The organism is Pseudoalteromonas sp. 3J6 (assembly GCF_903995135.1).
GTDB lineage: Bacteria > Pseudomonadota > Gammaproteobacteria > Enterobacterales > Alteromonadaceae > Pseudoalteromonas.
In genome coordinates, this window is sequence record NZ_LR877185.1 from 1,423,282 (window position 1) to 1,446,775 (window position 23,494).

Here is a 23,494-nt window from a genome sequence, read left to right on the forward strand (position 1 = left end):
ACCTCGAACCTCGAACCTCGAACCTCGAACCTCGAACCTCGAACCTCGAACTTAGCTCTTAAAAGCGTCTTGTAGTGGTGGCACTACTTGCTTTTTACGGCTTAATACGCCGTCTAGCCATACTTTACCGTCTTCTGGTTTTTCACCATAAGCTTGCTCAACTAGGCTAGCATCGTCTGATGCAATTAGCATTTGTGAGCCTTCTTTCATAATGTCGGTCAGAAGTAAAAATACTGAATGACGACCGCCTTCTTCTTTAAGCTTCGCGATATCGGCTTCAAGGTCGGCTTTAATCTCGTCAAATACCGCAAGGTCAATAACTTCTAACTGACCAATACCAACGAGGTTACCGTTCATGTTAAAGTCTTTAAAGTCACGCATTACTAAGTCACGTACTGGCGTATCTTCAACGGCTGATTTAACGCGGAACATGTCCATGCCTAGTTCTCTAAAGTCTTCAATGCCTGCAATTTCTGCAAGCGCTTCAACACATTTAATATCGGCAGTAGTACAGGTTGGTGATTTGAAGATAACCGTGTCGCTTAAAATAGCGCAAAGCATAATGCCAGCAATATCTTTAGGGATCTCAACGTTGTAGAAGTCATACATCATTTTAATAATGGTGTTTGAACAACCAACAGGGCGGATCCAACACTCAAGTGGTGTTGATGAGGTTAAATCACCTAGCTTGTGATGATCTACCACGCCCACTACGCGAGCCTGATCAATATCGTCAGGTGCTTGGGTTTTTTCTGTGTGGTCTACAATATAAACGTCTTCGCCAGCGTAGCTAAGTTTTAGCTCAGGTGCTTCAAAACCGAATTTATCTAAAATAAATTGTGTTTCAGGTGAAACTTCACCTAGGCGAGTTGGGATTGCTGGTTCATCAATTTGGTTTTTTAAATAAGCCAGTGCAATTGCACCACATATTGAATCTGAATCTGGGATTTTATGGCCCACTACATACATTGACATGACTAAACTCCTTAAAATTTGCCGATATTCTAGCAAAGTCTTTGGGTTTTAACATATAGACAGTGTAATTAAGTTTTGGTTACACTTTAAATCGATATTATTAATTGGAAGACCCACATGCAACTCGGCCGAAAAGGTTGGAACAATGTTATTATTTTTTCGATGTTGATTATGATCTTCTTTTTAAATGGACTGCATAAAAACATAGGGAATGATGAAACACAGGCGCAACTACAGCCATTACTTCCTCCTCAAAGTTTTGTATTAACGCTTAAATTTATCGACCAAAAAATTGAGCGTATTGGCACTAGTTGGCGTACTACTGCTTTGCAAAAAAATGTACCGCTTAGTTGGCAAGGTTCCGAGCAACAACTTAGTGAGCTAGTTTATTTATGGCAAAATACCGCACTGGTGACCACCACTACACCTGATGCGCTTGATATGAATAAGCCACTATCGGTAGCTACGCTTGAACTCGCCGGTGAGCTCTTACCTTGGGTGTACTTATTATTTGAGGCGAATGGTCAGTATTATCTATTCGATAAAACCAGTCAGCGATTATTGTTGCTCGATTTAACTACTGCAAAACAATTATTTCCAAGTTTTACCTTTTCATAAGTGAGTTTTATTAATGCCTGAATTACCAGAAGTAGAAGTTAGCCGTATGGGTATTACCCCCCATGTGCTAAACCAAGTTGTGACTAAGGTAAATATTCATAATGCCAGTATGCGCTGGCCTGTGCCAGATGAGGTGTATCAACTTGAGGGGTTAGTGGTTAGCAGTATTGAACGACGTGCAAAATACTTATTGTTAGAATGCGAGCTAGGCTCGGCTATATTGCATTTAGGTATGTCGGGTAACTTGAGGGTTGTGAACGCCAATGAGCCACTTAAAAAGCATGACCATGTTGAGTTTATTTTAGCGAATAATAAGGCGCTGCGTTTAAACGATCCACGTCGCTTTGGTTGCTGTTTATGGCAAGCCCCCAATGAAGAGCATAAGTTACTTGCTAAATTAGGCCCCGAGCCACTCACCGATGATTTTTTTGCTAAACGTGTTTATGAGCAATCTCGTAATAAAAAAGTACCCGTTAAGCAGTTTATTATGAATAACGCCGTGGTGGTGGGGGTTGGTAATATTTACGCTAACGAATCATTATTTAAAGCGGGTATCGATCCGCGAAAAGAGGCCGGTAAAGTAAGCCTAAAACGCTACCAAGCGTTAATCCCAATTATAAAAGACACCCTAGCCGCAGCAATTACTCAAGGCGGCACAACATTGAAAGACTTTGCCCAAAGTGACGGTAAGCCAGGCTACTTTGCGCAACAGCTATTAGTGTATGGCCGAAAAGGCCAGCCTTGTGTAAATTGCGACACAGCACTAACAGAAATTCGTTTAGGCCAACGTAGCACCGTTTTTTGTGAGGTGTGTCAGAAGTAGAGAGTAGCTGTCAGCTATAAGTTTTCAGCTGTCAGTTAAGACTGGTTACTCACTTGTCTTTATTTTTGCTATCAAGCTTGTTAGCATTTTTGATAGTTGAACAGTTTCATCTAGCCAAGACTTGCCTATGTCAGTATCGATATAGCTAATATCGATGCCAATATATATTTGGGTTCTTGCCTCAGCAAGCGAAGATCGAGCGATATCTAAAAAGCGTACTTTTTCTTTATCGCTCTCTCTTGTCATACCCTCAGCTATATTACTAGGCACAGATAAACTAGAGCGTGTTAATTGATCTCTAAAGTTAAAGTCTTTGATTGGTTGTGTATTTTTATAAATATTAGCGCTAAGGCGGGTTGAACGCTTCCATACCTCTAAGTTTTCAAAGTTCATAACGCAAAATCCCTATGCTTAATTCTTAAAGTATAGTTGAGATTTTATTAACAAAAAATAGTTACTTTCACAAAGAAAGTACTTTTTTCGAATCTAAAATTATAATTCGCTTTTCTGACCGCTGACCGCTGACCGCTGACCGCTGACCGCTGACCGCTGACCGCTGACCGCTGACCGCTGAGTAATAACTTTTCTTGCGGAAAAAACAACCGGCCGGTAGCAATGTAGTTTAAGTGCTGGTATACTCCCGCGTCTGCCACGTTGCGTTCTATGTCCTCATATAGTTTAGCCACTTGTGAGCGGCGAAAAAGTCTAAAACTCGAAGGGGTTGTAGCATACTTAGAGCGGTAGTTAATAATAACTACCTGTGGTTTTAATTGAAAAACATTGGATTTTTATAAATGAAAACGTTTGTTGCTAAACCAGAAACAGTAAAACGTGACTGGTACGTAGTTGACGCTGAAGATAAAACTTTAGGTCGCATCGCTACTGAAATCGCTCATCGCCTACGCGGTAAGCACAAAGCTGAGTACACACCACACGTAGATACTGGTGATTACATCATCGTTATCAACGCTGAGAAAGTTACTGTTACTGGTAACAAATTCAAAGATAAAGTGTACTACGCTCACTCTGGTTTCCCAGGTGGTCTTAAGTCTACTACTTTTGATAAACTTCAAGCTGCAAAGCCTGAAATGATCATCGAAAAAGCTGTTAAAGGCATGTTGCCACGTGGTCCTTTAGGCCGCGCTATGTTCCGCAAACTTAAAGTTTACGCGGGTACTGAGCATAACCATGCTGCACAACAGCCTCAGGTTCTAGACATTTAAGGAGCACTATCATGGCAAATCAATACTACGGTACAGGTCGTCGTAAAAGTTCAAGTGCTCGCGTATTCTTACGCCCAGGCACTGGTAACATCGTAATCAACAAGCGCTCTTTAGAAGAGTACTTTGGTCGCGAAACAGCACGCATGGTTGTTCGTCAAGCTCTTGAGCTTGTAGACATGACTGAAAAATTTGACCTTCACATCACCGTTGCCGGTGGTGGTACTACTGGTCAAGCTGGTGCTATCCGTCACGGTATCACTCGTGCACTTATGGAGTTTGACGAGTCATTACGTCCACAACTTCGTAAAGCAGGTTTCGTTACTCGTGATGCACGTAAAGTTGAACGTAAGAAAGTGGGTCTTAAGAAAGCGCGTAAGCGTCCACAGTTCTCAAAACGTTAATTTTTACGTTATCAAGAATTCAAAAACCCAGCTTATGCTGGGTTTTTTGTTTTGTAGCTATAAGATTTTGCTTCAATGTTCAATGTTCAAGGTTCAAGGTTCGAGCTATAAATTTGATCTAAGCTTTGTGTCTTTCTTATTTTACAGTTATAAGTTAAGCATGTTTCAGCTGACTGGTTATGTTATGAGGTTTGAAGATTTAAGGGTATGGCAACGTTCAGCCGATTTAGCTTGCGAGATTTATTTACATTTTAAGCAGAGCAAAGAGTTTGGTTTAAAAGATCAAATAACACGATCTGCACTTTCAATTTCTTCAAATATAGCAGAGGGTTATGAACGAATAACTCCTAAAGATTATATTCGATTTTTATCATACTCTAAGGGGAGTTGTGGAGAATTACGCTCTCAAATTTACATTGCACTAAAAATAGGTGAAGTTGACACGACAGAGGCTAGTGAATGGATTGAGGAGACTCGTGAACTTTCCCGTATGATTTCAGCATTGATGAAATCAATCGATGCTTGGGATTAAGAGGTTCAAAATTAAATATTCATTCAAAAATATATGAGTATGTTTGACCTTTGACCTTTAACCTTTGACCTTTAACCTTTAACCTTTAACCTTTAACCTTTAACCTTTAACCTTTAACCTTTAACCTTTAACCTTTAACCTTTAACCTTTAACCTTTAACCTTTAACCTTTAACCTTTAACCTTTAACCTTTAACCTTTAACCTTTAACCTTTAACCTTTAACCTTTAACCTTTAACCTTCAATCCTCCCTTTACGACTAATGTCGACATTAGCTTGATCAAAATAGGCAAAGCATGCGTATTTATTGAACGAAAGCTTAAAAATTACCGACTAACGCAAAAAAAGTTAAATAATTATCGCAATTAGTTTAAATCCATCAGTTAATTGGTGAATTTTTTTGCTACAATTGGCGGGCAAATAAAGTGAATGAGTTTAATGTCGCCAAATTCAGTTGTTACTGTACTTAGTTGGTGAGATTGTACTTGTTTACAAATTGTTTTTACGGAAGCGATACTATAGTCATTTGGTTTCATACTCGAGCTTACTTAATCAACTATTTGAGCAAGTCAGGTTTATTCGAGCAGGAGGCTGTGAATAACCTTGTTTTAAACAAGGGTTTTAATTATGATCGTTTCTCTTTTAAAATTCGAAAAATTAACCTGCTGTAACTGATGTTCTCAATATAGCAAGTGTTGAGAATCATAGTGGAGATAAGTGGATGAGCAATGCGCCTGTAGACAATGGCCGACGTCGCTTTTTAACCATAGCTACCTCTGTTGTTGGTGGTGTTGGTGCGGCTGGGGCTGCTGTTCCTTTTATTGCGTCTTGGAATCCAAGTGAGCGAGCTAAATCTGCGGGTGCGCCTGTAGAAGTAGATATCAGCAAACTTGAGCCAGGACAATTAATACGTGTCGAGTGGCGTGGTAAACCTGTATGGGTTGTATCACGTACCCCAAAAATGCTTGAGCAGATGAAAGAACATGAAGGTCAACTTCGTGATCCGCAATCGCAAGAGCCACAACAATTAGAATCATCAACCAATGATTTCCGTTCATTACGCCCAGAGATTTTTGTCGCTGTAGGTATTTGTACGCATTTGGGTTGTTCACCTAGCTTTTTACAAGGTGGCTTTGGTGAGAAAGTGGAAGGGACTGATGACGGTTTTTACTGTCCATGTCACGGTTCTAAGTTTGATATGGCTGGCCGTGTATTCCAATCGGTACCTGCACCATTAAATTTAGAAATTCCACCATATACTTTTCTTGATGAGACCACTATTTTAGTGGGCGAAGAACAAGGGGTGGCCTAATGTTTGGTAAAATTGTTGAGTGGATAGACGACCGTATCCCAATGACACGTGTTTGGAACATGCACATTGCACAGTATCCAGCACCGAAAAACTTTAACTTCTGGTACTTCTTCGGCTCTCTAGCTATGTTAGTACTAGTAAACCAAATACTTACAGGTATTTGGTTAACGATGAACTATGTACCATCTGCTGAAGGTGCATTTGCATCAGTAGAATACATCATGCGTGATGTAGAGTACGGTTGGTTATTACGTTATTTGCATTCAACGGGTGCATCTGCGTTTTTCATCGTTGTTTACATGCACATGTTCCGTGGCATGATCTACGGTTCTTACCAAAAACCACGTGAATTACTGTGGTTATTCGGTATGTTCATTTTCTTAGCCCTAATGGCTGAAGCATTCATGGGTTACTTATTACCATGGGGCCAAATGTCGTTCTGGGGTGCACAGGTAATCATTTCATTATTCGGGGCTATCCCGGTTATTGGTGATGACTTAACACTGTGGATCCGTGGTGACTATGTAATTTCAGGTGCAACGCTTAACCGCTTCTTTGCATTACATGTAATTGCACTGCCATTGGTTATTGTTATCTTAGTATTTTTACACATTGTTGCACTACACGAAGTGGGTTCTAATAACCCAGACGGTATTGATAACAAACGTAAAAAAGGAACTGTGGCTGAAGAAGACAAGCCTAAGTTTAAGTTCCATGAATACTACACTGATAAAAAAGACATTATTGATGCGATTCCGTTCCACCCTTATTACACAGTAAAAGATATTGTGGGCGTGGTTGGTTTCTTAATCTTGTTCTGCTGGGTTGTGTTCTTTATGCCTGCTATGGGTGGTTTCTTCTTAGAAGCGCCAAACTTTGAAGCAGCTAACCCACTTAAAACACCAGAGCATATTTTCCCTGTTTGGTACTTCACGCCATTCTATGCAATCTTACGTGCAATCCCTGACAAACTAATGGGTGTTGCTGCAATGGGTGCATCAATTGTCGTGCTAGCATTATTACCTTGGATTGACCGTGGTTCGGTTCGTTCAGTTCGTTACCGTTGTGGTTTCCACAAATGGAACATTGCAGGTTTTGTTGTTACTTTCGTTCTTTTAGGTTGGGTTGGTGCTACACCACAAACTGATTTTAAAACGATTGTTTCGCAAGTCTGTACTGTGACTTACTTTATGTTCTTCGTACTGTTATTCGTTTACAGTAAGAATGAAAAAACTAAGCCATTGCCTGAGAGGTTAACGAAATGATGAAAAAGCTATTAATAGGTTTATTTGCTTTATCAGTAAACGTGTTACCTGCAATGGCGGCTGGCCCGTCAGTTCCTCTAATGGAAGCGGGTAACGATATATCTGATCAACCTTCTTTGCAGCGTGGCGCAAAGTTGTTCATGAACTACTGTCTTGGTTGTCACCAAATGCAGTATCAACGTTATGAGCGTACTTTTCGTGACATTGGTATTCCAACAGAGATTGGTCAAGAGCAACTTATTTTTGATGGTTCAAAAGTGGGTGGCCATATCCTTAACGCGATGGCAAAAGAAGATGCTGCAAAATGGTTTGGTGCGGCTCCGCCGGATCTAACTAACGTTGCGCGTGTGCGTGGCAGCGATTGGATTTACACCTATTTAAAATCGTTTTACAAAGATGAATCTCGTCCGTTTGGCGTAAATAATACGTTATTCCCATCGGTGGGTATGCCACATGTTCTTCAAGAGTTGCAAGGTGTTCCTACTGCAATTACTGAAGAAGTAACAGTAGATGGTAAAACAACCACTCATATTACTGGTACAAAAACAGATGGTACGGGCGAATTAAGTGTAGATGAATATGACCAAGCAGTTCGTGATTTAACGAATTTCCTAGAGTATGTAGGTGAACCTACACGTCTCGAGTCGGAAGCGCTAGGTCTTAAGGTAATCGGATTTTTAATTATCCTATTTATCTTGGCATTTATGCTGAAGAAAGAATACTGGAGAGATGTTCATTAAGTTTGAACATATTTAAAGGTAATTTTGCAATAGGGGCTTAAGCCCCTATTGCTGTTTTAGTTATTTAATGGAGGTAGGCATGGCCGTAGCTGCCAATAAGCGCCCTGTAATGACCCTTTTTTCTGGTGCTAACTGTATGTATAGCCACCAAGTACGCATTGTACTTGCTGAAAAAGGTGTAAGTGTAGATATTCATATGGCTGAAAAGGATAACCTGCCAGAAGCACTTCACGAAATTAACCCTTACGGCACAGTGCCAACACTGATTGACCGTGAGCTTGGTTTATATCAGGCAAACATCATCATGGAATACCTTGATGAACGTTTTCCTCATCCTCCACTAATGCCTGTATATCCGGTCATGCGTGGTCGTAGTCGATTAATGATGCACCGTATTGATACTGATTGGTACAGCCTAGCTGAAAAAATCATTAACAACACCTCTGATGCGGCGCAAGCTCGTAAAGAGCTGACAGAAGCATTACTTGCAATAGCACCAATCTTTAGTGAAGCGCCTTACTTTATGAGTGAAGAGTTTAGCTTAGTTGATTGTTACTTAGCTCCACTGTTATGGCGTTTACCAGAGTTTGGTATTGAGCTTAATGGTGCAGGCTCTAAAGAACTTAAAGAGTATATGATCCGTTTATTTGAACGTGAATCATTCCAAGCTTCTTTAACTGAAGCAGAGCGTGAGATCCGTTTATAATGACTTCTAATCGTCCTTATTTACTACGCGCTTTTTTTGATTGGATTGTTGATAACGAATGCACGCCACACTTAGTGGTTAATGCTGACTTTCCTGCAGTGCAAGTGCCAACACAGTTTGTTCAAGATGGCCAAATTGTATTGAACATAAGCCCTTCGGCGGTTACGCAGTTTTCGTTAGATAATACTCAGCTTAGCTTTAATGCGCGCTTTGGCGGCCAGCCAATGCAAGTGTACGTGCCTTTAGGGGCTGTACTTGCAATATATGCACGTGAAAATGGCGAAGGCACAGTCTTTACTGCAGATGAGTTTTTAGAGGACGAAGACGATTTTGCTCCAGAGCTTGAAAGTGTTGATTCATCACCAGAAATGGTTGATGAAACGCCAGCTCCCAAGCCTGAAAAGAAAAAAGGCTCACATTTACGCGTTATAAAATAGCTCGTAAATGTTAGAAAAAAACCGCTTAATAAGCGGTTTTTTTATGTCTGTACAAATGTGAAAGTTTACGGGCAACGGGCAACGGGCAATGGGCAATGGGTAGCGGGCGGCGAGAGGCGGGTTAAGATTGATTGGTGCAGCAGCGGGTTTACACCGCGTCTGGTCTAAAGTGAAGAGCAGGTTTTAGGTATTAGGTCTAGGTGTTAGGTAGAGATTAAGCCAAGCAGGGTGTTTGGGTTCACGGCAGTGGGCAGCGGCCCTAGAGACTCGAATTAATCAGTTGGGCTAATGGTTGTTGTTTTCTCATTTACTCCTCATTCACTTCTCTTTGTGCAAAAAGATTTTAAAGAGATTTTATTCACCACAGAGGGGGCAGAGCACACAGAGGAAATGATTAAAGGCATGTTTTATTTGTCCTGTCTTCTCTGTGTAGCGCGAAGCGTCTCTGTGTACTCTGTGGTTCAAAATGGTTTTGTAGGCGGGGCTTTATGCCGCGCATTTTACTAAACCCTGCGCGAGGTAAACTCCCGCCTACAGGTATAAAAAAACCTTGCGATGTTAACCGCAAGGTTTTTAAATTTCTCGAACCTCGAACCTCGAACCTCGAACCTCGAACCTCGAACCTGAGATTTTTACAAATACTCAAATACTTTAACTACCCGCTCTACGCCAGAGATGTTGCGAGCTATATTAACGGCTTGGTTTGCTTCAGCGTCAGATACTAGCCCCATTAAATATACTTCGGCATTTTCAGTCACTACTTTTATATTATTACTGCTGATGTTTTCAGCCGCTAAAAGCTGCGCTTTTACTTTTGAGGTTAACCATGAGTCGTGAGTTTGCGTGGTGATACCAATATTAGAGCCAATGCGAAGTTGGTTATGAATTTTGCGAATACCAGATAGATTTTCAATGGTTTTAAACGCTTGGTTTTTCATTTCTTGGTTAGGCACTTGTCCTACCATTAAAACCACGCCATTTACGCTTATAACGCTGATATGAGCAAACTTATTAAGGCGTTCATCTTCGCTAATAGCAATGCTGGCTTTTATTTCAATGTTGTTGTCGTCTATTTGTGAGCCAATGGTTCGTCTATCGTTAGCGGCAGTAACAGCACTGGCTGTACCGGCGACCACAGCAGCGGCACAGCCTTGTAATAACACAACAGTGCCTAAAATAATTAGGGAGCGTTTAAACATAATTTTCGTCCTGAGGGAAAAGGGTTAAATCCACCAACTCACTTAAACAGTGAAGGTTCACTAAATGCGATTCAATAATGCGACTCGGGCGTTTAGACGGCGTACGAATTTCTACATCGTTATGGCCAAGCAAGCCAACGAGTTCGCCGCCATCATCGCCTACCATTACTATGACCTTCATATCTTTGGTAAGTGCCGCTTCTACTGCAGAAATTATGTGTTTTTCATTACCATTAATGGCAAGTACCAATAATAAGTCACCTTGCTGAGCAAAGGCACGAACTTGGCGTGCAAAGGTATCGTGGTCATCTATTTGATTGCCTTGGCCCAAGTTAATATTTTCTTGTGAGAGAGCGATTGCAGGTAAGCAAGGGCGTTCTGTTTCGTAAAAATTAACCAGTACGCCTGCCATGTGTTGTGCCAGCATATGGCAGTTTGCAGTACCGCAACAGATCAATTTATTCCCATTGATCAGGCTTTGTGCAATGGTAAATGCCGCTGATTCTAACGCGCTTGGCAACACTTCGCCTGCAGCTATTTGAACTTGAATACTTTCTTTAAAAATTTCTTTAATTGTATCTTGCATGGGTTACCAACAATTTATCTCTAATTCTGTGTGAGCTCACACCGGCTTTATTAAAAGGTGATTATTTTAGGCGTAAGCTAATGTTTAACTGTATGCTCAACATGAAGCTGTTGTAATCGTCTTATTTTTATACATCAGACATTAAAATACGTTTTTCAGCCAGTTAATATGTAATGACGGTTCGCCTGTTATAGCTACGTAATCAATACGTAATGGCTGGTTTTTTAAGTTTTTAGCACCAAGGTAATGATAAATAGTGCGCTTTAACTTAGCTTGCTTTTGCGGGCTTAGCGCATAATTAGCGCCGCCTTTTATGTTATTTTTACGAAACTTAACTTCAACAAACACTAAGGTGTCACCGTCTTTCATAATGACATCAAGTTCGCCGTAGGGGCAGTAGTAATTCCGCTCAATCGCTTTTAAACCTTGCGCTTCTAAATACTTTTGCGCTTGGCGCTCATAATACTGGCCTTTTTCACGACTATTTTGCCACAGCTGTTTAAACCACGACATGCTAACCCCTTAGTTAATAATGGTTATGCCATCGTTTGCCGACTGCATAAATAGCGGCACAGGGCGTTGTGTTTTTAATTCCACAGGTTTTATACGGCGATTGCTGTACTGCGCCCATTGCAGTGATCGTTCAATATCACCGGCACTATTAATGGATAATTTACCGCTTAAGCCTGAAAAGTATTTATCGGGTGTAATGCTCAGCTGTCTAATATCATTCAGCATGGCGACGGCATCATAGGCCATGGCAAATAAACGTTGGCTAATATCAGCCTGTTCAGGCCATAAATCATTATATTGCTTACGTAGATTATGCTGCGTAATTTGTGAGTCTAACATCCAAGGAAGTTCGGTAAAGTAAAGCCCATCTAAATCGCCTTTGTCAGTGGTATCTATTTGCTTACTATGACTTTTAGAGCTGGCGTAAATAGGGATTCTGTCGGCAAAGGTGCTTACGTTAACATCCAGATAAGGTTTAATTAATCGGGTCTCTATGGCGTCACCTAATATATAAATTGCATCAATATCGCCACGTGAACGGGTTTCACTTTCTACTTCTTTATTAAAAAGTGTTTTAACCGATTTAATACGCTCTTTTGATTTATCAACTTCTAGCAAGCTGGTAATGGTATTGGGCATATCTTTATTGTCGTTGTAAAAGCCAACTTGTGTGGTTGTTTCACTATAGCGTTGCCATTGCAGGTTAAAGTAGTCAATTAAGCGCTGACCATTGGTATTATTTGGCGCTAGCAACATAGGTTTTTGATAACCTTGCGCTAAAAAATGCTCTAGAGTTTGTTGTACTTCATGCTCAGGATTAAGCGCAAAAAAGTAGTGTTGCAGAGAGGTTCGTTCGCCATCAAAGGTATTTAAATGTAATGTGGGTATATCGAGTAATGTATTGGTATTAGCGAGCTTATCTATATTGGCTTTTAATAGCGGGCCAATAACAAAGTCCGGTTGTAATTGTGTTATCTGTGCACCCAACGCTTCGGTTTCGGTATTTTCATCAATAAACAGCGTTTCGCTAATCTCTTTTTTATCAAGCGCAGCCAGTATGCCTGCTTTTAATGCATCCCCTAAGCGCTTGTTAGCACCTGACTGAGGTAATAGCACAACTAAGCGTTCAATATTTAGTGGTGCTAATTCATTGGCGTAGGTATCTTGTTTTGGTAGAACATTGGTACCAGGGTGCCCAAGGTAACGGCGGCGCCAATTATTAATCGCTTGGTCTAAATCAACAGAGCTGTTGGCATAAACCTGATGATACAAAGCTAAGTTAACCCAGCCTTGTTGAATAACCGAGCCACGGTTAAATCGCTCTAATGCATACGAAGAAAGCTGCTTTAAATTATGCCAAAGTGCGTCATTAAGTTTAGGGATAGAAATATTATTTTTTGCTACCGATTCAGAGGCAGCAAAAAAGTAAGGGGCTGCACGTTTTGGTAAGTCTTGCGACGCAAAAATGCTGGCAGTTAAAAATTGGTGCCAAGCAAAATGTTCAGGTTGCTTAAGTTGCCCCTCTAGCGTGTTTAGTACCTCAAGTGCTTGCTGATTTTTATTTTGCTCTTTTTGCGCAAAGGCAATGTATAAACGATTTTGAATTTGATCAACACTGGCGGTAAGTGCAAGTTCAGTGCATATTTTTTCGAGTAGTGGCCAGTTTTCTTCTGTAATTGCGCTATCACGAGCACTATAAAGTAGCTGGATTTTATCAGCGCCATAGCGGTTTTGCGCTAATTGGTAAATAGATTGCGCATTCAGTGCTTCATTTTTCAGCGTATTGGCACTGTTACTTAAGTTATCGCTGGTTTTAGTTGGTTTTTCGGTTGTGCTACACGCCGATAACCCTGACAATATAATTAATAGACTAACTAGTTTAAGTCGCACAATGATTTCCCATACGTTAACGCGATTTGCTTATATTACTGACTGACGCAGGAGACCTCAATGTTAAATGAGGAGAATTCACAGAAAATTGGCACTCTTTACGTTGTTGCCACCCCAATCGGCAATTATGACGACTTAAGTCAGCGTGCAATCGCGACATTATCGCAGGTTGACTTAATCGCGGCTGAAGACACTCGCCATACTGGTAAGCTACTTAGCCACTTTGGTATTAAGGCTAAAACCTTTGCGTTACATGACCATAATGAAAAGCAAAAAGCGCAGCAAATTATCGACCAACTTAATCAAGGGTTAAATATTGCATTAGTTTCTGATGCAGGCACACCCCTGATCAGTGATCCTGGTTATGCGGTGGTTAATTTATGTCGTGAGCAGGGCGCAAGTGTAACACCCGTACCTGGTGCATGTGCTGCTATTACGGCGGTATGTTGTTCTGGGTTACCTACTGACCGTTTTCAATTTATTGGTTTTACACCTGCTAAAAGTAAAGCGCGCCAAGACTTTTTTATAGATGCGGTTAACTCAAGTATTACCAGTATTATGTATGAGAGTACCCACCGTATTATGGCAAGCCTTGACGATTTAGAAGCAGCGCTAGGTAGTGAGCAGCAGGTGGTATTTGCCAAAGAGCTAACTAAAACTTTTGAAACCTTTTTTAATGGCACAGTGAGTGAGTTAAAGCAGTTTTTAACTGACGATCCTACCAAGCAACGCGGTGAAATAGTACTCATGCTGCCGGGTAAAGCTAAGGTAGTTGACGATATTCCGCCAGAAGCCCGTAAAATGTTAGCGTTACTTGAAAACGAAATGCCAATGAAAAAAGCGTGTGGTGTAGTAGCCGATTACTTCGGCATGAAGAAAAACGCGTTGTATAAAACAATTATTGAAGAAAAACAGTAAATGTTTACTGCGTAGTGTTGTGCTCTCATGTATACTGCGCGCCGAGTTAGCCAAGATAATCGCTGCCTGTGACGAAAATGATCAGGGGGAGGAAAGTCCGGGCTCCATAGGGCAGAGTGCCAGTTAACGGCTGGGGGGCGTGAGCCCACGACAAGTGCAGCAGAGAGAAGACCGCCAATCTTCGGATTGGTAAGGGTGAAAGGGTGCGGTAAGAGCGCACCGGGCCGCTAGTAATAGTCGGTTGCAAGGTAAACTCCACTCGGAGCAAGACCAAATAGGGTTCCTTATGGCGTGGCCCACGTTGGAACCGGGTAGGTTGCTTGAGCCATAGAGCGATTTATGGCCTAGACGAATGATTATCACTTTCTTCGGAAAGGACAGAACCCGGCTTATATGGCTAACTCACTCATTCAATAAAAAAGCCCGCAGTTAACGCTGCGGGCTTTTTTGTGTTTGGAATAAGCTGTCAGGTTGCAGACGGGAGACGGGTTGCGGGCTTAAAACCTAACCCCTAACCCCTAACCCCTAATCCCTTGAACCTAAACCCGCTGCTACGGATATAAAAACCTTGCGATATTAACCTTAAGGTTTTTAAATACCTTGAACCTTGAACCTTGAACCTTGAACCTTGAACCTTGAACCTTGAACCTTGAACCTCGAACCGATCTATATAATATTTTTACCCTGCTCCGGATCGCGCGATTCACCGGCTTGCTCGCGAATATCATCCGTATCACTGCTTACATCATCAATACTGTGTTCATGCTCTGTGGTTTTATGTTTTTGAGTATGTGGTTTCTCTTTAGTTTTTTCTGTTGTCTCTGTTTTAGCTTCGCTTGCTGTGGGGTAAATATCTTCACCTTGGCTATTGAGTAATACACGCTCTCTAGCATCGTCAGGCATACTTATATTATGTTGCGTAAAACTGTTAATTAACTCTCGCATTAGCTGTGAGGCTACTTTAACAATGCTGTATTGTTCGCCGTTGACCCAAAAGTAAACAGTAAAATTGATAGTGGCGGAGCCTAAGTTATCAACCAATACTTGGGGAGGTGGATCGCTAAGCACGGAGTTTTGATTTTTTATAACGCTAATAGCAAGACTTTGTGCGCCGCGAATGTCATTATCGTAGCCAATACCGATTGTGAAATGACCGCGCATCTTTGGATTAGCGGTTAAGTTTTTAATGGTATTTTTATACACAGTCGCATTGGGTATTTGAATATGATTGCCATCGTAGTCAACTAAAGTGGTTGCTCTTGCAGTTACTTTTTTAACAATGCCTATTCTACCATCTACTTCTATTACATCATCAATTTTAAATGGACGTTGTACACTCAAAAGTAAACTGGCAATAAAGTTCTCAGCAATATCTCGAAAGGCAAACCCTAAAATAAGCCCTATTAACCCGGTGCCACTCATAATAGCGACCGCGAATTCAGTCAAGCCAGCCAAACGTAAGAAAAGGTAAAACCCGAGTAAAATAATTAAGGTACTAATACCACGCCTAGCAACTAGGTGTACTAATTTACTGTTGGTCATGTAAGTAACGGGCTTTATTAACAAGCGTGATAATGGGGTGGCGATTAAATAACTAATCACCAAAATAATAATACCTAAAAGCAAAGTGGGCAGTAATTGCACGAATGAGTGTAGTAATTGCACGCTTTGCTCTTTTAAAAAGTCCCATGAAACCGAGTTTGGTTGAACAGTGTCGATTGCAGGAATAGATGCGTTATTAGCGAGTGTTGCAATTAAAGCGCTGAGCATAGGAGCCATCCGTGTTGGGTTGAGTTAATTAGGGTCTTTGTAAAACAATAGCAGCAAGTTTAATACCAAGGGGTATTTGTTTGGCAAACATCTTGCAATTAATTGGGAAAAGGGAGTTAGCTATGAGTGACTTTAAGCGTGGCCAAAGAGCCAAGCAGCCTAACCATATCCCTCTGCGTGGCTGGTGGGATATTGCAAAGCGAATTATAAAACAAATGAGCCGTGATAATTTATCCTTGGTGGCAGCAGGCGTGGCCTTTTATGCACTTCTTGCTATTTTTCCTGCCATTGCGGCGTTGGTGTCTGTGTATGCTTATTTTGCTTCACCGAACGATATTAGTGCGTATTTAAGTCAATTTATGGCGTTATTGCCGCAAAGTACCCAAGAGATTATTTTATCTCAGGTTTCAAGCCTTGCGCAAAAGTCTCAAACTAGTTTAAGTCTTAGCGCGCTGGGCACTTTACTGCTCACTATTTGGAGTAGCTCTAAGGGCAGCCAAGCTTTGATCACCGCGTGTAATATTAGTTATCACGAATACGAAAAGCGTTCATTTTTTAAGGCGCAACTTGTACGTTTATTATTTTCAGTGGGCGCGATTGTGGTGGCGGTTATAGCATTGGTAATTATCGGTATATTACCGTTAGCACTTAACCTGTTAGGAATAAAAGAGAGTATTGATTTTTTAATCATGCTTATCTCATGGCCATTACTGGCACTAACCTTTAACTTTGCATTATTAATTTTATATCGTTACGCGCCTCACAGAAAAGCAGCTAAGTGGCGCTGGGTTACCGTAGGCTCATTCACTGCTACAGTATTATGGATTGTGGCATCTTTTGGCTTTTCATTTTATGTATCTCATTTTGCCAGTTACAACGAAACATATGGCTCTTTAGGTGGGGTGGTTATTATGCTTATGTGGCTGTTTATTACCGCTTATATCGTTATTTTGGGAGCCTCAATCAATGCTGCCTTAGAGCAGCAAACAGCGCAAGACAGCACGATAGGCCCAGATAAAAAAAGAGGGCAGCGAGGCGCATATGTTGCAGACCACCTCGATACTAAATAATCTGAACTCTGGATAATAAATCTATCTCAAGCAGCTATTTTAAGCACAATTACGTTGAATTTACTTGCAACAGACCTTAGTTATTAACGCGTAAGCTCGCCTTGTTTTCATTTAAAATCTCTGGCTATACCCGATTACCATCTTTTATATATTTAACTAAGCGTCAATTGCCGTTAGCTGAGCCATGCTTGGCATTTGTGCATGGATTATTTGCTATTTATATTTGTTTAGTTAATTAAATAAATATTATAATGCAAATGGTTATCATTTTTAGTTTTGTTACCGTGCTTGGTTATATGGTGGCAGCATAACGTTTCAGGTTTGGAGGAAGTGTAATTTGGTTTCTATATGGTGGGACTAAGCTGCATTGATAAGGCAAATAATAATGAATAAAAAACACACTTTTACAGCAACTAAGCGACGCCATATTCTGGCTTGTTTACTTGCGTTAATTACGGCTGTGGTGATGATCCCAGGCATGACTACCTACTTACCTTTCGCTATGGAAGAGCAAATATTAATACCGATAATGCTTTTTCCTTTTATTTGGACTGCGTTATTTATATACGCTTACATGGCTAAAAGCGCATGGCAGCCTTTTATTGTTATGTTAGTTATTTTGTTAAGCCATGCAGGGCTTAGTTTTATGGCTTTACAAGGAGGACAGGGATGAGATCTATTTCACTAAAAAAGCTATTTTTACTGCATAGTTGGGTTGGTATTATTACAGGTATTTTGCTCTTTATTGTTTGCTTTACCGGTGCGTTAGCTGTACTTAGCCGCCCAGAACTAAAAATTTGGGCCAACCCAGAGTTACATCAATTGGATACAGTGCCAAGTGAAAAGGTGATGACGTTAATTAACCATTATCACCAACAAGTACCAAAAGAGTTTGGTAAAAATATCCACGTGTATTTACCAACGGGGCATAATACGCATTTATTGACAATTTTATTTGAATCTCACGATGGCGATGAAAATTATGACGAAGAGGCTGCTTATGCTTACCAATTTGACCCTCGTAATTTTAATTTGATAAACCAATATTATGGTGCTGCAGATTATTTTTATGAGCACCGTAAAACTGATGCGCCATCGTTTATTGGGCATTTTCATGCTGACCTACACTTAGGCAGACCAATAGGGCTTATTCTTACTGGCTTTTTAGGTTTAACTTTATTGGTATCTGTTGTGACGGGCTTATTTATTCACCGCCAAATAATAAAAGAGCTATTTACATTTAGACGTAAAAAAGGTCTTGATGTGGTAGTGAACGATACACACAAAGTGATGGGTATTTGGGGAAGCGTTTTTCATGCCATCATCGGCTTTACAGGAGCTTTTTTAGGTCTTGCAACCGTTATACTACTTCCCGCCGCCGCTTTTGTGAGTTTTGGTGGAGATCAAGATAAGTTGGTGGAAAAATTTACCGCGATGCCTGAAACCATTGTTTCTAATAATTACCAAGCAACAGCAATAGATACTATTTTGCTTGATGCCCAAACACGTTACCCAAAAGCGAAAGTTATTGATTTAACTGTTATGGCGCATAATGATGCGAATGCTCAAGTTTACTTACGTCTTATTGGCGGCGATGCAGTTGCATCACAATTACTGCAATACAGCGGAGATGGTAAGTTTAGTAAATCAATGAGTAGCTTTGGTGACATTCCTGGCCCTGCTATTAAAGTACTTGAATTATTATTCCCGCTTCATTTTGGTAATTTTGCGGGCGTTTTTGTAAAGTTAGTTTGGGCACTCCTTGGTTTAACTACTGCATTATTACCACTTTCTGGAATTATGATGTGGTTAACCAAGCGCACAAGGGGTAGTAATCCGACTCTTTCTGAAGTGGCTTATCAACGATGGAATAGGGTTATTATCGGTAGCTGTGGAGGCTTAGTATTGGCTACTGCCATATTATTCCCTTTGCAAGTATTACTTAATAACTTCATCCCAGTACAATTGCACAATGGCTACTTCGGACCTTTATTTTTTCTTTCGTGGCTAGTTTGGTGTTTATTTGCAGTGTTACCGATTAATTATTATCGTTATTTGCAAGTCACACTGCTTATAACTGGTGGTGCATGCATGTCTGTGTTGCCTTTAAACATGTTACTGTCGTCAAGCCATGCTTTTAGTTCAAATAACACCCTAGTTACTGTTGTTGATATTAGTTTTTTATTTATTGGTGGCTTAATAATCTATGTAAGTCAGCGGCTCATGGCTAAGCGACAAATACTAATAAAGCCAACAACACAAGAGGTGACTATATGACAGTTATTTATCTAATACTTGGATGTGGATTGTTAGTTGTAAGTAGCTTATTACTAAGACTGATGCGCCCAGCAAGCACTTGGCTAAGTCTCGTTGTGTTTATTGGTGCACTTATCTGTTTTATAGCTGAGTATGGAAGTATTGCAGGTTCTTTTGTTAGTATTGCTTCGGCTTTATTGATAAATTTAATGGTTGCTTTTGTATTCGGTAAATCTATTTCAGTGCGCTAAATTATAGCATTAACATTCTGAAATAAGGGGCAGTTTTGTACCCGCGCTATAATTGAGCGAGCGTATTAACTGCCTTTAGTTTAAATTAATCACTTGGTCTGTTTTTATCAGCTGCATAAACGAGGTTTTGTGCAACGGCTTTGAAAACAAATAGCCTTGGCCATAATCACAACCAGCCTCAAGTAATAAATCCATTTGTAATTTTGTTTCTATGCCTTCGGCAATTACTTTTAAACCAAGCTGATGAGCCATCATAATAATTGCTTCACATAAGGCCAGCTCCTGGCTGTCTTTTTGAATATTATCAACAAAGCGTTTATCAATTTTTAGGTAGTCGGTATCCATTTCTTGTAAGTAAGCAAGCGATGAGTAACCCGTACCAAAATCATCGAGTGCTAATTGCATCCCAGATTTAACTAAGGCTTTTAAGCGGCTTTGGGTCAGCTCTTCAGGATTAACCATCAAGCCTTCAGTAATTTCTGCCACAATGCTCGATGCAGGTAAGTTTGCTGTCTCAAGCATGCCATACCAATCGTCTATACCACTGTCTGTGGTTGCGAGCTGCACCGGCGATACGTTAATACTAATTTGAAATTCATCTTGAATGTGTTTTTTAATATCATTAAGTGTTTGCAGTGCTTCAGTAAATACAAATTGACCGAGCGCATTTATTTGTCTGGTTTCTTCAGCTAAGGGAATAAAGTCAGCTGGGCTGATCAGCCCTTTTTCTGGGTGTTGCCATCGAATAAGCCCTTCGGCTTTATGAACGTGTAAATCATCAAGGGATACAATAGGCTGATAATATAACTCAAATTGCTCTAGCTCTATGGCTGAGCGAAGCTCTTTGAGCAACTGCATTCTTGCATTTGCATCTTCACGCATATCATGTGAGAAAAATTCAAAGTCATTTCGGCCGCTATTTTTTGCCTTATACATAGCTTGATCTGCGGCTTTAAGCAGTTGCTCTGGGTTTTGGCCATCATCTGGCGCGCAGGCAATACCAATGCTGGCACTGATATACACTTTTTCTTCTTCAATAAAAATAGTAGACGCAAGGCTGAGTAGCAGTGATTTTGCTATTTTTTTGATATTATCGCTACCGCGTAAGTCACTAAATACAATAACAAATTCATCGCCACCAATACGCGCTACAAAGTCAGCTTCTTTTGCTGTTTGCACAATTCGCTCAGATACCAACTTAAGTAACCTATCGCCATAATGATGGCCTAACGTATCATTAATATCTTTAAAGTGATCAATATCTAACAGCATAATAACCAGTTTTTGGTCGTGGTTGTTTACGCTCGTAAATCGTTTGTTCAACCGCTCTTTAAGTTCTAGTCGATTAGGTAAGTCGGTTAAATGATCAAAATGAGCTTGTCGCCAAATTAGCTCGTCTGCTTGTTTTTTCTCGGTTAGATCGGTAAAAATAGCAATACGACTAGTTGGGGCTTTATTTTTATCGTAAATAGTATCTATGGTTAACCATTCAACATACAGCTCGCCATTTTTACGACGATTGGTTATTTCACCTTGCCAGCGGCCAGTTTTATTTATTGATTGCCACATGTAGTCATAAAACTCTTTATCATGTTTACCCGATGATAAAATACCCACCGTTTTATTGAGTACTTCTTTTCGAGAATACAAGGTCGTTTTACAAAACGAAGGGTTCACGTCATAAATAATGCCATTTTCATCCGTGATTGCCATACCTTCACTGCTGTTGTTGTAAACTAATGACGCTAAATGCAAAGATTCTTGGTTTTGCTTTCGTTGCGTGATGTTACTAATAACAATTATAAACTCATCCGCTTTTTTCATTGGGCTGATTTTAGCTTCAAAGAACTGTTCGTTTTGCTTATGTTCAAGCTCAACAGTGACAGGAGCGCTCAGGGTTGTTAAGTACTCTTCTACTTGTTTTAAATTAGCACTAGAGAATAAACACGATAACTTTTTAGGCGGTGTTGAATGGCTATAATTTAACGATTTAATACGTCCACCGGTATCAAGTATATTGCCATTGGCATCTACACGTAAAAAAGCATCGGGTAGCGCATTAAGCAAGCTATTAAGCTCGTCATGTTTATGTTTAAGGCATGCTTCAGCTGTTAAGCGAGTATCGGCCATATATTTAAAACGATGATAGAGTCTATTTAGCTCAGGACTATTGGGCTGCTCGTTGTCATGAGGCATATTACCGGCTGCTAAGCGGTTAACGGCCTGCGTTAAACTTTTAATCGGGTTTAAGATGCTTTTATTAACTAATCGTCTGGCCAATACGGCTAAAAGCAAAATGGTCATTAAAAATCCTAAAACCATTTTTACAAAGTTAATATCTATTTGCTCAAGTGTTTCATCTATTGGTTGAGTAATATAAATAGAGAGCTTATTGTTATTGCCATCACGATAGAGTGTTGTTTGATGGAAAACTCTTCGGATACCATCTTTTCCTTTAAAAATAACACCTGCTTGCAAGTTATGCGCTAAATCGAACTTTTCCAATTTGTTGCCTAGTCTATCGGCTGAAAAAGGGTAGTTAGCTAAAATACTACCGTTAGAGTCAGTAATGACAGCTCTGATTTCTGTCGATAAATTTAAAGTATTAAGTGCCGAGCTCCACCAGTCTAAAGCGATTACGGTCACAATAACGCCTTCAATATCATTGCTTTCATTTAAAATAGGGTAAGCAAAGTTAATACTTTGCGCTTTGAGGCTGCGATCGTGTTGGAAATGGCCAATACTGAACTCTTTACTGGCGAGCGCGTTTTTAAAATAGGGGCGGTCGCTAATATTAATGTTGGTGTCACTAATATTAGAGGTGCAAATTAAATCGCCGTATTTATTTACTATACCAATATTCGCGATATTGCCATTGAGCGCCTTAACATCTAGAACATACGAAGGACAGGTAGAGGGTAAAGACTCAATATCTTTCTGCTTTTTTGCTAAAAATTCAGTCACATGCTTTATATCATCAATCATGTTCTGCTGCTTGATAATTAGATGCTCAGTGATGGATCGTACTTTTTTTTCATGCTCTTCAATAGCCGCGTCACGACTAAACCACAAGGTTACTAAAATGACAGCAGCAACAGGTATGCAAATCAGCATAAGAAGGCGGTAGAGTTGATGTTTTAGTGATGAAGTAAAAATAGTCGTATCCAAATTAGTACAAAGCAGAGTGACGCTAAATAATCCTACTATAAATAACCATTAAAGTACTAAGGTTATATCTAAGATTTTGAAATAAGATGGTGTTGCATATGATTGAAATATATTAATTTACGTATTAAAAACATGATGAAATAATAATTTAATCTCTTATATATTTACATAACAAATAAGGGCATGTTTAACCGCGACGTGAGGTTTGTAACCAAATGGGCTCGATAACTGCTCCTGCGTTATTCTACTGGCTTACATCCATGTAAGAATAACTAAAAACCGAGCAAAGCTTCCGCGTCCCGCTCAAAGCCCTTACCTAAATTCATGTAGGCAACAAAGAGTAAATCGACCCTAGGCAAAAGATGAAAAATAAACAATGTTCTGGCTGCTCATAGTACCTAATATGGGTATTGTGTCAACATCCGTCTTATTCTAAGTTTGATGGTAAATATTTAGTGTCATTATTAATAATTAGTGAGCTTAAGCCCGATGATAAAAGTGAGTAGAGCGATGGTTTTCCTCCTCAACCTCATTGCGGTATCGAAACTTTCATTCATATTTTAAAAGTGTTATTTGAGCATGAAGATTAAATGGGAAACAAAGAAGTGACTTGCTCGGGAGACGTGTAATGGATAAATACCGGTAGCGGTGTTATGCACAGTGAAACGCTACTTGCTGATGCTGAACAAGGCTTACGTGACTTTCAGATTTGGCTCAATATGCCAAGCAATAACAAAATGCGTGAGCCGCAATACCAGAATATCACAGAGCAACCAGTACCGAGTTTGACTAATCAACAAGGAGTTAGCCTAGAGCGGTGGTTGAAGCATTGCATATAAGTGC

The 23,494-nt window shown here is 40.2% G+C and carries 24 protein-coding genes and 1 other RNA gene; 17 read left to right on the top strand and 8 right to left on the bottom strand.

Annotation, left to right across the window (positions count from 1 at the left end; all coding sequences use genetic code 11):
• Positions 1-51: 51 nt before the first annotated feature.
• The gene (locus P3J6_RS06605) at positions 52-975 is read right to left on the bottom strand and encodes a manganese-dependent inorganic pyrophosphatase (protein ID WP_198522520.1); all 924 of its coding nucleotides are present in this window, start codon (positions 973-975) and stop codon (positions 52-54) included.
• A gap of 117 nt (positions 976-1,092) precedes the next feature.
• Between P3J6_RS06605 and P3J6_RS06610 the strand changes: the two genes are divergently transcribed.
• Positions 1,093-1,593, top strand: coding sequence for a hypothetical protein (locus P3J6_RS06610; RefSeq protein WP_198522521.1), 501 nt, complete (start codon positions 1,093-1,095; stop codon positions 1,591-1,593).
• 13 nt (positions 1,594-1,606) lie between these two features.
• Positions 1,607-2,416, top strand: a complete 810-nt coding sequence (mutM, locus tag P3J6_RS06615; protein WP_010390658.1) for a bifunctional DNA-formamidopyrimidine glycosylase/DNA-(apurinic or apyrimidinic site) lyase — start codon at positions 1,607-1,609, stop codon at positions 2,414-2,416.
• Positions 2,417-2,461: 45 nt separating this feature from the next.
• Here mutM and P3J6_RS06620 read toward each other — a convergent pair whose 3' ends face one another.
• Positions 2,462-2,809, bottom strand: a complete 348-nt coding sequence (locus tag P3J6_RS06620) for a four helix bundle protein (RefSeq protein WP_198522522.1) — start codon at positions 2,807-2,809, stop codon at positions 2,462-2,464.
• Positions 2,810-3,210: 401 nt separating this feature from the next.
• Here P3J6_RS06620 and rplM point away from each other — a divergent pair, with 401 nt between their 5' ends.
• The 8 genes from rplM (at position 3,211) to P3J6_RS06660 (ending at position 9,030) form a co-directional block, all read left to right on the top strand.
• Positions 3,211-3,639 carry a 50S ribosomal protein L13 gene (rplM, locus tag P3J6_RS06625; RefSeq protein ID WP_008110876.1) on the top strand — a complete coding sequence of 143 codons (429 nt, stop codon included), beginning with the start codon at positions 3,211-3,213 and terminating at the stop codon, positions 3,637-3,639.
• An 8-nt stretch (positions 3,640-3,647) separates the two neighbouring features.
• Positions 3,648-4,040, top strand: coding sequence for a 30S ribosomal protein S9 (gene rpsI / locus P3J6_RS06630; protein ID WP_024600778.1), 393 nt, complete (start codon positions 3,648-3,650; stop codon positions 4,038-4,040).
• 184 nt (positions 4,041-4,224) lie between these two features.
• Positions 4,225-4,572, top strand: a complete 348-nt coding sequence (locus tag P3J6_RS06635; RefSeq protein ID WP_178954939.1) for a four helix bundle protein — start codon at positions 4,225-4,227, stop codon at positions 4,570-4,572.
• 719 nt (positions 4,573-5,291) lie between these two features.
• Complete coding sequence (petA, locus tag P3J6_RS06640) at positions 5,292-5,882, top strand: ubiquinol-cytochrome c reductase iron-sulfur subunit (RefSeq protein ID WP_010390661.1); 591 nt, start codon at positions 5,292-5,294, stop codon at positions 5,880-5,882.
• Positions 5,882-7,147 carry a cytochrome b gene (locus P3J6_RS06645; RefSeq protein WP_010390662.1) on the top strand — a complete coding sequence of 422 codons (1,266 nt, stop codon included), beginning with the start codon at positions 5,882-5,884 and terminating at the stop codon, positions 7,145-7,147. Before petA ends, P3J6_RS06645 begins: the two co-directional genes overlap by 1 nt.
• A complete protein-coding gene (locus tag P3J6_RS06650) occupies positions 7,144-7,887 on the top strand; it encodes a cytochrome c1 (protein WP_041709186.1) in 744 nt (247 codons plus the stop codon). The genes P3J6_RS06645 and P3J6_RS06650 overlap by 4 nt, the downstream gene beginning before the upstream one ends.
• 79 nt (positions 7,888-7,966) lie before the next feature.
• Positions 7,967-8,593: a stringent starvation protein SspA gene (sspA, locus tag P3J6_RS06655; protein WP_008110861.1), complete on the top strand. Its 627-nt coding sequence runs from the start codon at positions 7,967-7,969 to the stop codon at positions 8,591-8,593.
• A complete protein-coding gene (locus P3J6_RS06660) occupies positions 8,593-9,030 on the top strand; it encodes a ClpXP protease specificity-enhancing factor (RefSeq protein ID WP_198522523.1) in 438 nt (145 codons plus the stop codon). The genes sspA and P3J6_RS06660 overlap by 1 nt, the downstream gene beginning before the upstream one ends.
• 632 nt (positions 9,031-9,662) lie before the next feature.
• On the opposite strand, the gene dolP is transcribed toward P3J6_RS06660, so the two are convergent.
• The 4 genes from dolP to P3J6_RS06680 form a co-directional block, all read right to left on the bottom strand.
• Complete coding sequence (gene dolP, locus P3J6_RS06665; protein ID WP_008468380.1) at positions 9,663-10,229, bottom strand: division/outer membrane stress-associated lipid-binding lipoprotein; 567 nt, start codon at positions 10,227-10,229, stop codon at positions 9,663-9,665.
• The gene (locus P3J6_RS06670) at positions 10,222-10,815 is read right to left on the bottom strand and encodes an SIS domain-containing protein (RefSeq protein WP_008110721.1); all 594 of its coding nucleotides are present in this window, start codon (positions 10,813-10,815) and stop codon (positions 10,222-10,224) included. Before P3J6_RS06670 ends, dolP begins: the two co-directional genes overlap by 8 nt.
• 141 nt (positions 10,816-10,956) lie before the next feature.
• Positions 10,957-11,328, bottom strand: a complete 372-nt coding sequence (locus P3J6_RS06675) for a YraN family protein (protein ID WP_008110719.1) — start codon at positions 11,326-11,328, stop codon at positions 10,957-10,959.
• 9 nt (positions 11,329-11,337) lie between these two features.
• Positions 11,338-13,218: a penicillin-binding protein activator gene (locus tag P3J6_RS06680; protein WP_054202318.1), complete on the bottom strand. Its 1,881-nt coding sequence runs from the start codon at positions 13,216-13,218 to the stop codon at positions 11,338-11,340.
• A 60-nt stretch (positions 13,219-13,278) separates the two neighbouring features.
• Here P3J6_RS06680 and rsmI point away from each other — a divergent pair, with 60 nt between their 5' ends.
• Both rsmI and rnpB read left to right on the top strand, forming a co-directional pair.
• Complete coding sequence (rsmI, locus tag P3J6_RS06685; protein ID WP_010390670.1) at positions 13,279-14,136, top strand: 16S rRNA (cytidine(1402)-2'-O)-methyltransferase; 858 nt, start codon at positions 13,279-13,281, stop codon at positions 14,134-14,136.
• A gap of 43 nt (positions 14,137-14,179) precedes the next feature.
• Positions 14,180-14,544, top strand: an RNA gene (gene rnpB, locus P3J6_RS06690) — RNase P RNA component class A.
• Between the two features lie 258 nt (positions 14,545-14,802).
• On the opposite strand, the gene P3J6_RS06695 is transcribed toward rnpB, so the two are convergent.
• On the bottom strand, positions 14,803-15,906 hold the full coding sequence (locus P3J6_RS06695) for a mechanosensitive ion channel family protein (protein WP_198522524.1): 1,104 nt from the start codon (positions 15,904-15,906) through the stop codon (positions 14,803-14,805).
• Between the two features lie 122 nt (positions 15,907-16,028).
• Between P3J6_RS06695 and P3J6_RS06700 the strand changes: the two genes are divergently transcribed.
• The 4 genes from P3J6_RS06700 to P3J6_RS06715 all read left to right on the top strand — a co-directional run bounded on the left by P3J6_RS06700 (position 16,029) and on the right by P3J6_RS06715 (position 19,483).
• Positions 16,029-16,976 carry a YihY/virulence factor BrkB family protein gene (locus P3J6_RS06700; RefSeq protein ID WP_198522525.1) on the top strand — a complete coding sequence of 316 codons (948 nt, stop codon included), beginning with the start codon at positions 16,029-16,031 and terminating at the stop codon, positions 16,974-16,976.
• A 385-nt stretch (positions 16,977-17,361) separates the two neighbouring features.
• A complete protein-coding gene (locus tag P3J6_RS06705) occupies positions 17,362-17,649 on the top strand; it encodes a hypothetical protein (protein WP_138608102.1) in 288 nt (95 codons plus the stop codon).
• Positions 17,646-19,253 carry a PepSY-associated TM helix domain-containing protein gene (locus P3J6_RS06710; protein ID WP_198522526.1) on the top strand — a complete coding sequence of 536 codons (1,608 nt, stop codon included), beginning with the start codon at positions 17,646-17,648 and terminating at the stop codon, positions 19,251-19,253. The genes P3J6_RS06705 and P3J6_RS06710 overlap by 4 nt, the downstream gene beginning before the upstream one ends.
• On the top strand, positions 19,250-19,483 hold the full coding sequence (locus P3J6_RS06715) for a hypothetical protein (protein ID WP_075170457.1): 234 nt from the start codon (positions 19,250-19,252) through the stop codon (positions 19,481-19,483). The genes P3J6_RS06710 and P3J6_RS06715 overlap by 4 nt, the downstream gene beginning before the upstream one ends.
• A 75-nt stretch (positions 19,484-19,558) precedes the next feature.
• Here P3J6_RS06715 and P3J6_RS06720 read toward each other — a convergent pair whose 3' ends face one another.
• Complete coding sequence (locus tag P3J6_RS06720; RefSeq protein ID WP_198522527.1) at positions 19,559-22,597, bottom strand: bifunctional diguanylate cyclase/phosphodiesterase; 3,039 nt, start codon at positions 22,595-22,597, stop codon at positions 19,559-19,561.
• 707 nt (positions 22,598-23,304) lie between these two features.
• On the opposite strand from P3J6_RS06720, the gene P3J6_RS18785 reads away from it, so the two are divergent.
• The gene (locus tag P3J6_RS18785; RefSeq protein ID WP_232735472.1) at positions 23,305-23,490 is read left to right on the top strand and encodes a hypothetical protein; all 186 of its coding nucleotides are present in this window, start codon (positions 23,305-23,307) and stop codon (positions 23,488-23,490) included.
• Positions 23,491-23,494 lie beyond the last annotated feature (4 nt).

Excerpts from the sequence above, each read along its gene's own strand:
- P3J6_RS06635 (WP_178954939.1), top strand. The coding sequence starts at position 4,225 with ATGAGGTTTGAAGATTTAAGGGTATGGCAACGTTCAGCCGATTTAGCT.
- P3J6_RS06660 (WP_198522523.1), top strand. The coding sequence starts at position 8,593 with ATGACTTCTAATCGTCCTTATTTACTACGCGCTTTTTTTGATTGGATT.
- P3J6_RS06605 (WP_198522520.1), bottom strand. The coding sequence starts at position 975 with ATGTCAATGTATGTAGTGGGCCATAAAATCCCAGATTCAGATTCAATA.
- rplM (WP_008110876.1), top strand. The coding sequence starts at position 3,211 with ATGAAAACGTTTGTTGCTAAACCAGAAACAGTAAAACGTGACTGGTAC.
- rsmI (WP_010390670.1), top strand. The coding sequence starts at position 13,279 with ATGTTAAATGAGGAGAATTCACAGAAAATTGGCACTCTTTACGTTGTT.
- dolP (WP_008468380.1), bottom strand. The coding sequence starts at position 10,229 with ATGTTTAAACGCTCCCTAATTATTTTAGGCACTGTTGTGTTATTACAA.
- P3J6_RS06675 (WP_008110719.1), bottom strand. The coding sequence starts at position 11,328 with ATGTCGTGGTTTAAACAGCTGTGGCAAAATAGTCGTGAAAAAGGCCAG.
- P3J6_RS06695 (WP_198522524.1), bottom strand. The coding sequence starts at position 15,906 with ATGCTCAGCGCTTTAATTGCAACACTCGCTAATAACGCATCTATTCCT.
- P3J6_RS06710 (WP_198522526.1), top strand. The coding sequence starts at position 17,646 with ATGAGATCTATTTCACTAAAAAAGCTATTTTTACTGCATAGTTGGGTT.
- P3J6_RS06700 (WP_198522525.1), top strand. The coding sequence starts at position 16,029 with ATGAGTGACTTTAAGCGTGGCCAAAGAGCCAAGCAGCCTAACCATATC.
- P3J6_RS06650 (WP_041709186.1), top strand. The coding sequence starts at position 7,144 with ATGATGAAAAAGCTATTAATAGGTTTATTTGCTTTATCAGTAAACGTG.
- P3J6_RS06705 (WP_138608102.1), top strand. The coding sequence starts at position 17,362 with ATGAATAAAAAACACACTTTTACAGCAACTAAGCGACGCCATATTCTG.
- P3J6_RS06645 (WP_010390662.1), top strand. The coding sequence starts at position 5,882 with ATGTTTGGTAAAATTGTTGAGTGGATAGACGACCGTATCCCAATGACA.
- P3J6_RS06720 (WP_198522527.1), bottom strand. The coding sequence starts at position 22,597 with ATGCTGATTTGCATACCTGTTGCTGCTGTCATTTTAGTAACCTTGTGG.
- P3J6_RS06620 (WP_198522522.1), bottom strand. The coding sequence starts at position 2,809 with ATGAACTTTGAAAACTTAGAGGTATGGAAGCGTTCAACCCGCCTTAGC.
- P3J6_RS18785 (WP_232735472.1), top strand. The coding sequence starts at position 23,305 with ATGCACAGTGAAACGCTACTTGCTGATGCTGAACAAGGCTTACGTGAC.
- P3J6_RS06715 (WP_075170457.1), top strand. The coding sequence starts at position 19,250 with ATGACAGTTATTTATCTAATACTTGGATGTGGATTGTTAGTTGTAAGT.
- petA (WP_010390661.1), top strand. The coding sequence starts at position 5,292 with ATGAGCAATGCGCCTGTAGACAATGGCCGACGTCGCTTTTTAACCATA.
- P3J6_RS06610 (WP_198522521.1), top strand. The coding sequence starts at position 1,093 with ATGCAACTCGGCCGAAAAGGTTGGAACAATGTTATTATTTTTTCGATG.
- P3J6_RS06670 (WP_008110721.1), bottom strand. The coding sequence starts at position 10,815 with ATGCAAGATACAATTAAAGAAATTTTTAAAGAAAGTATTCAAGTTCAA.
- sspA (WP_008110861.1), top strand. The coding sequence starts at position 7,967 with ATGGCCGTAGCTGCCAATAAGCGCCCTGTAATGACCCTTTTTTCTGGT.
- mutM (WP_010390658.1), top strand. The coding sequence starts at position 1,607 with ATGCCTGAATTACCAGAAGTAGAAGTTAGCCGTATGGGTATTACCCCC.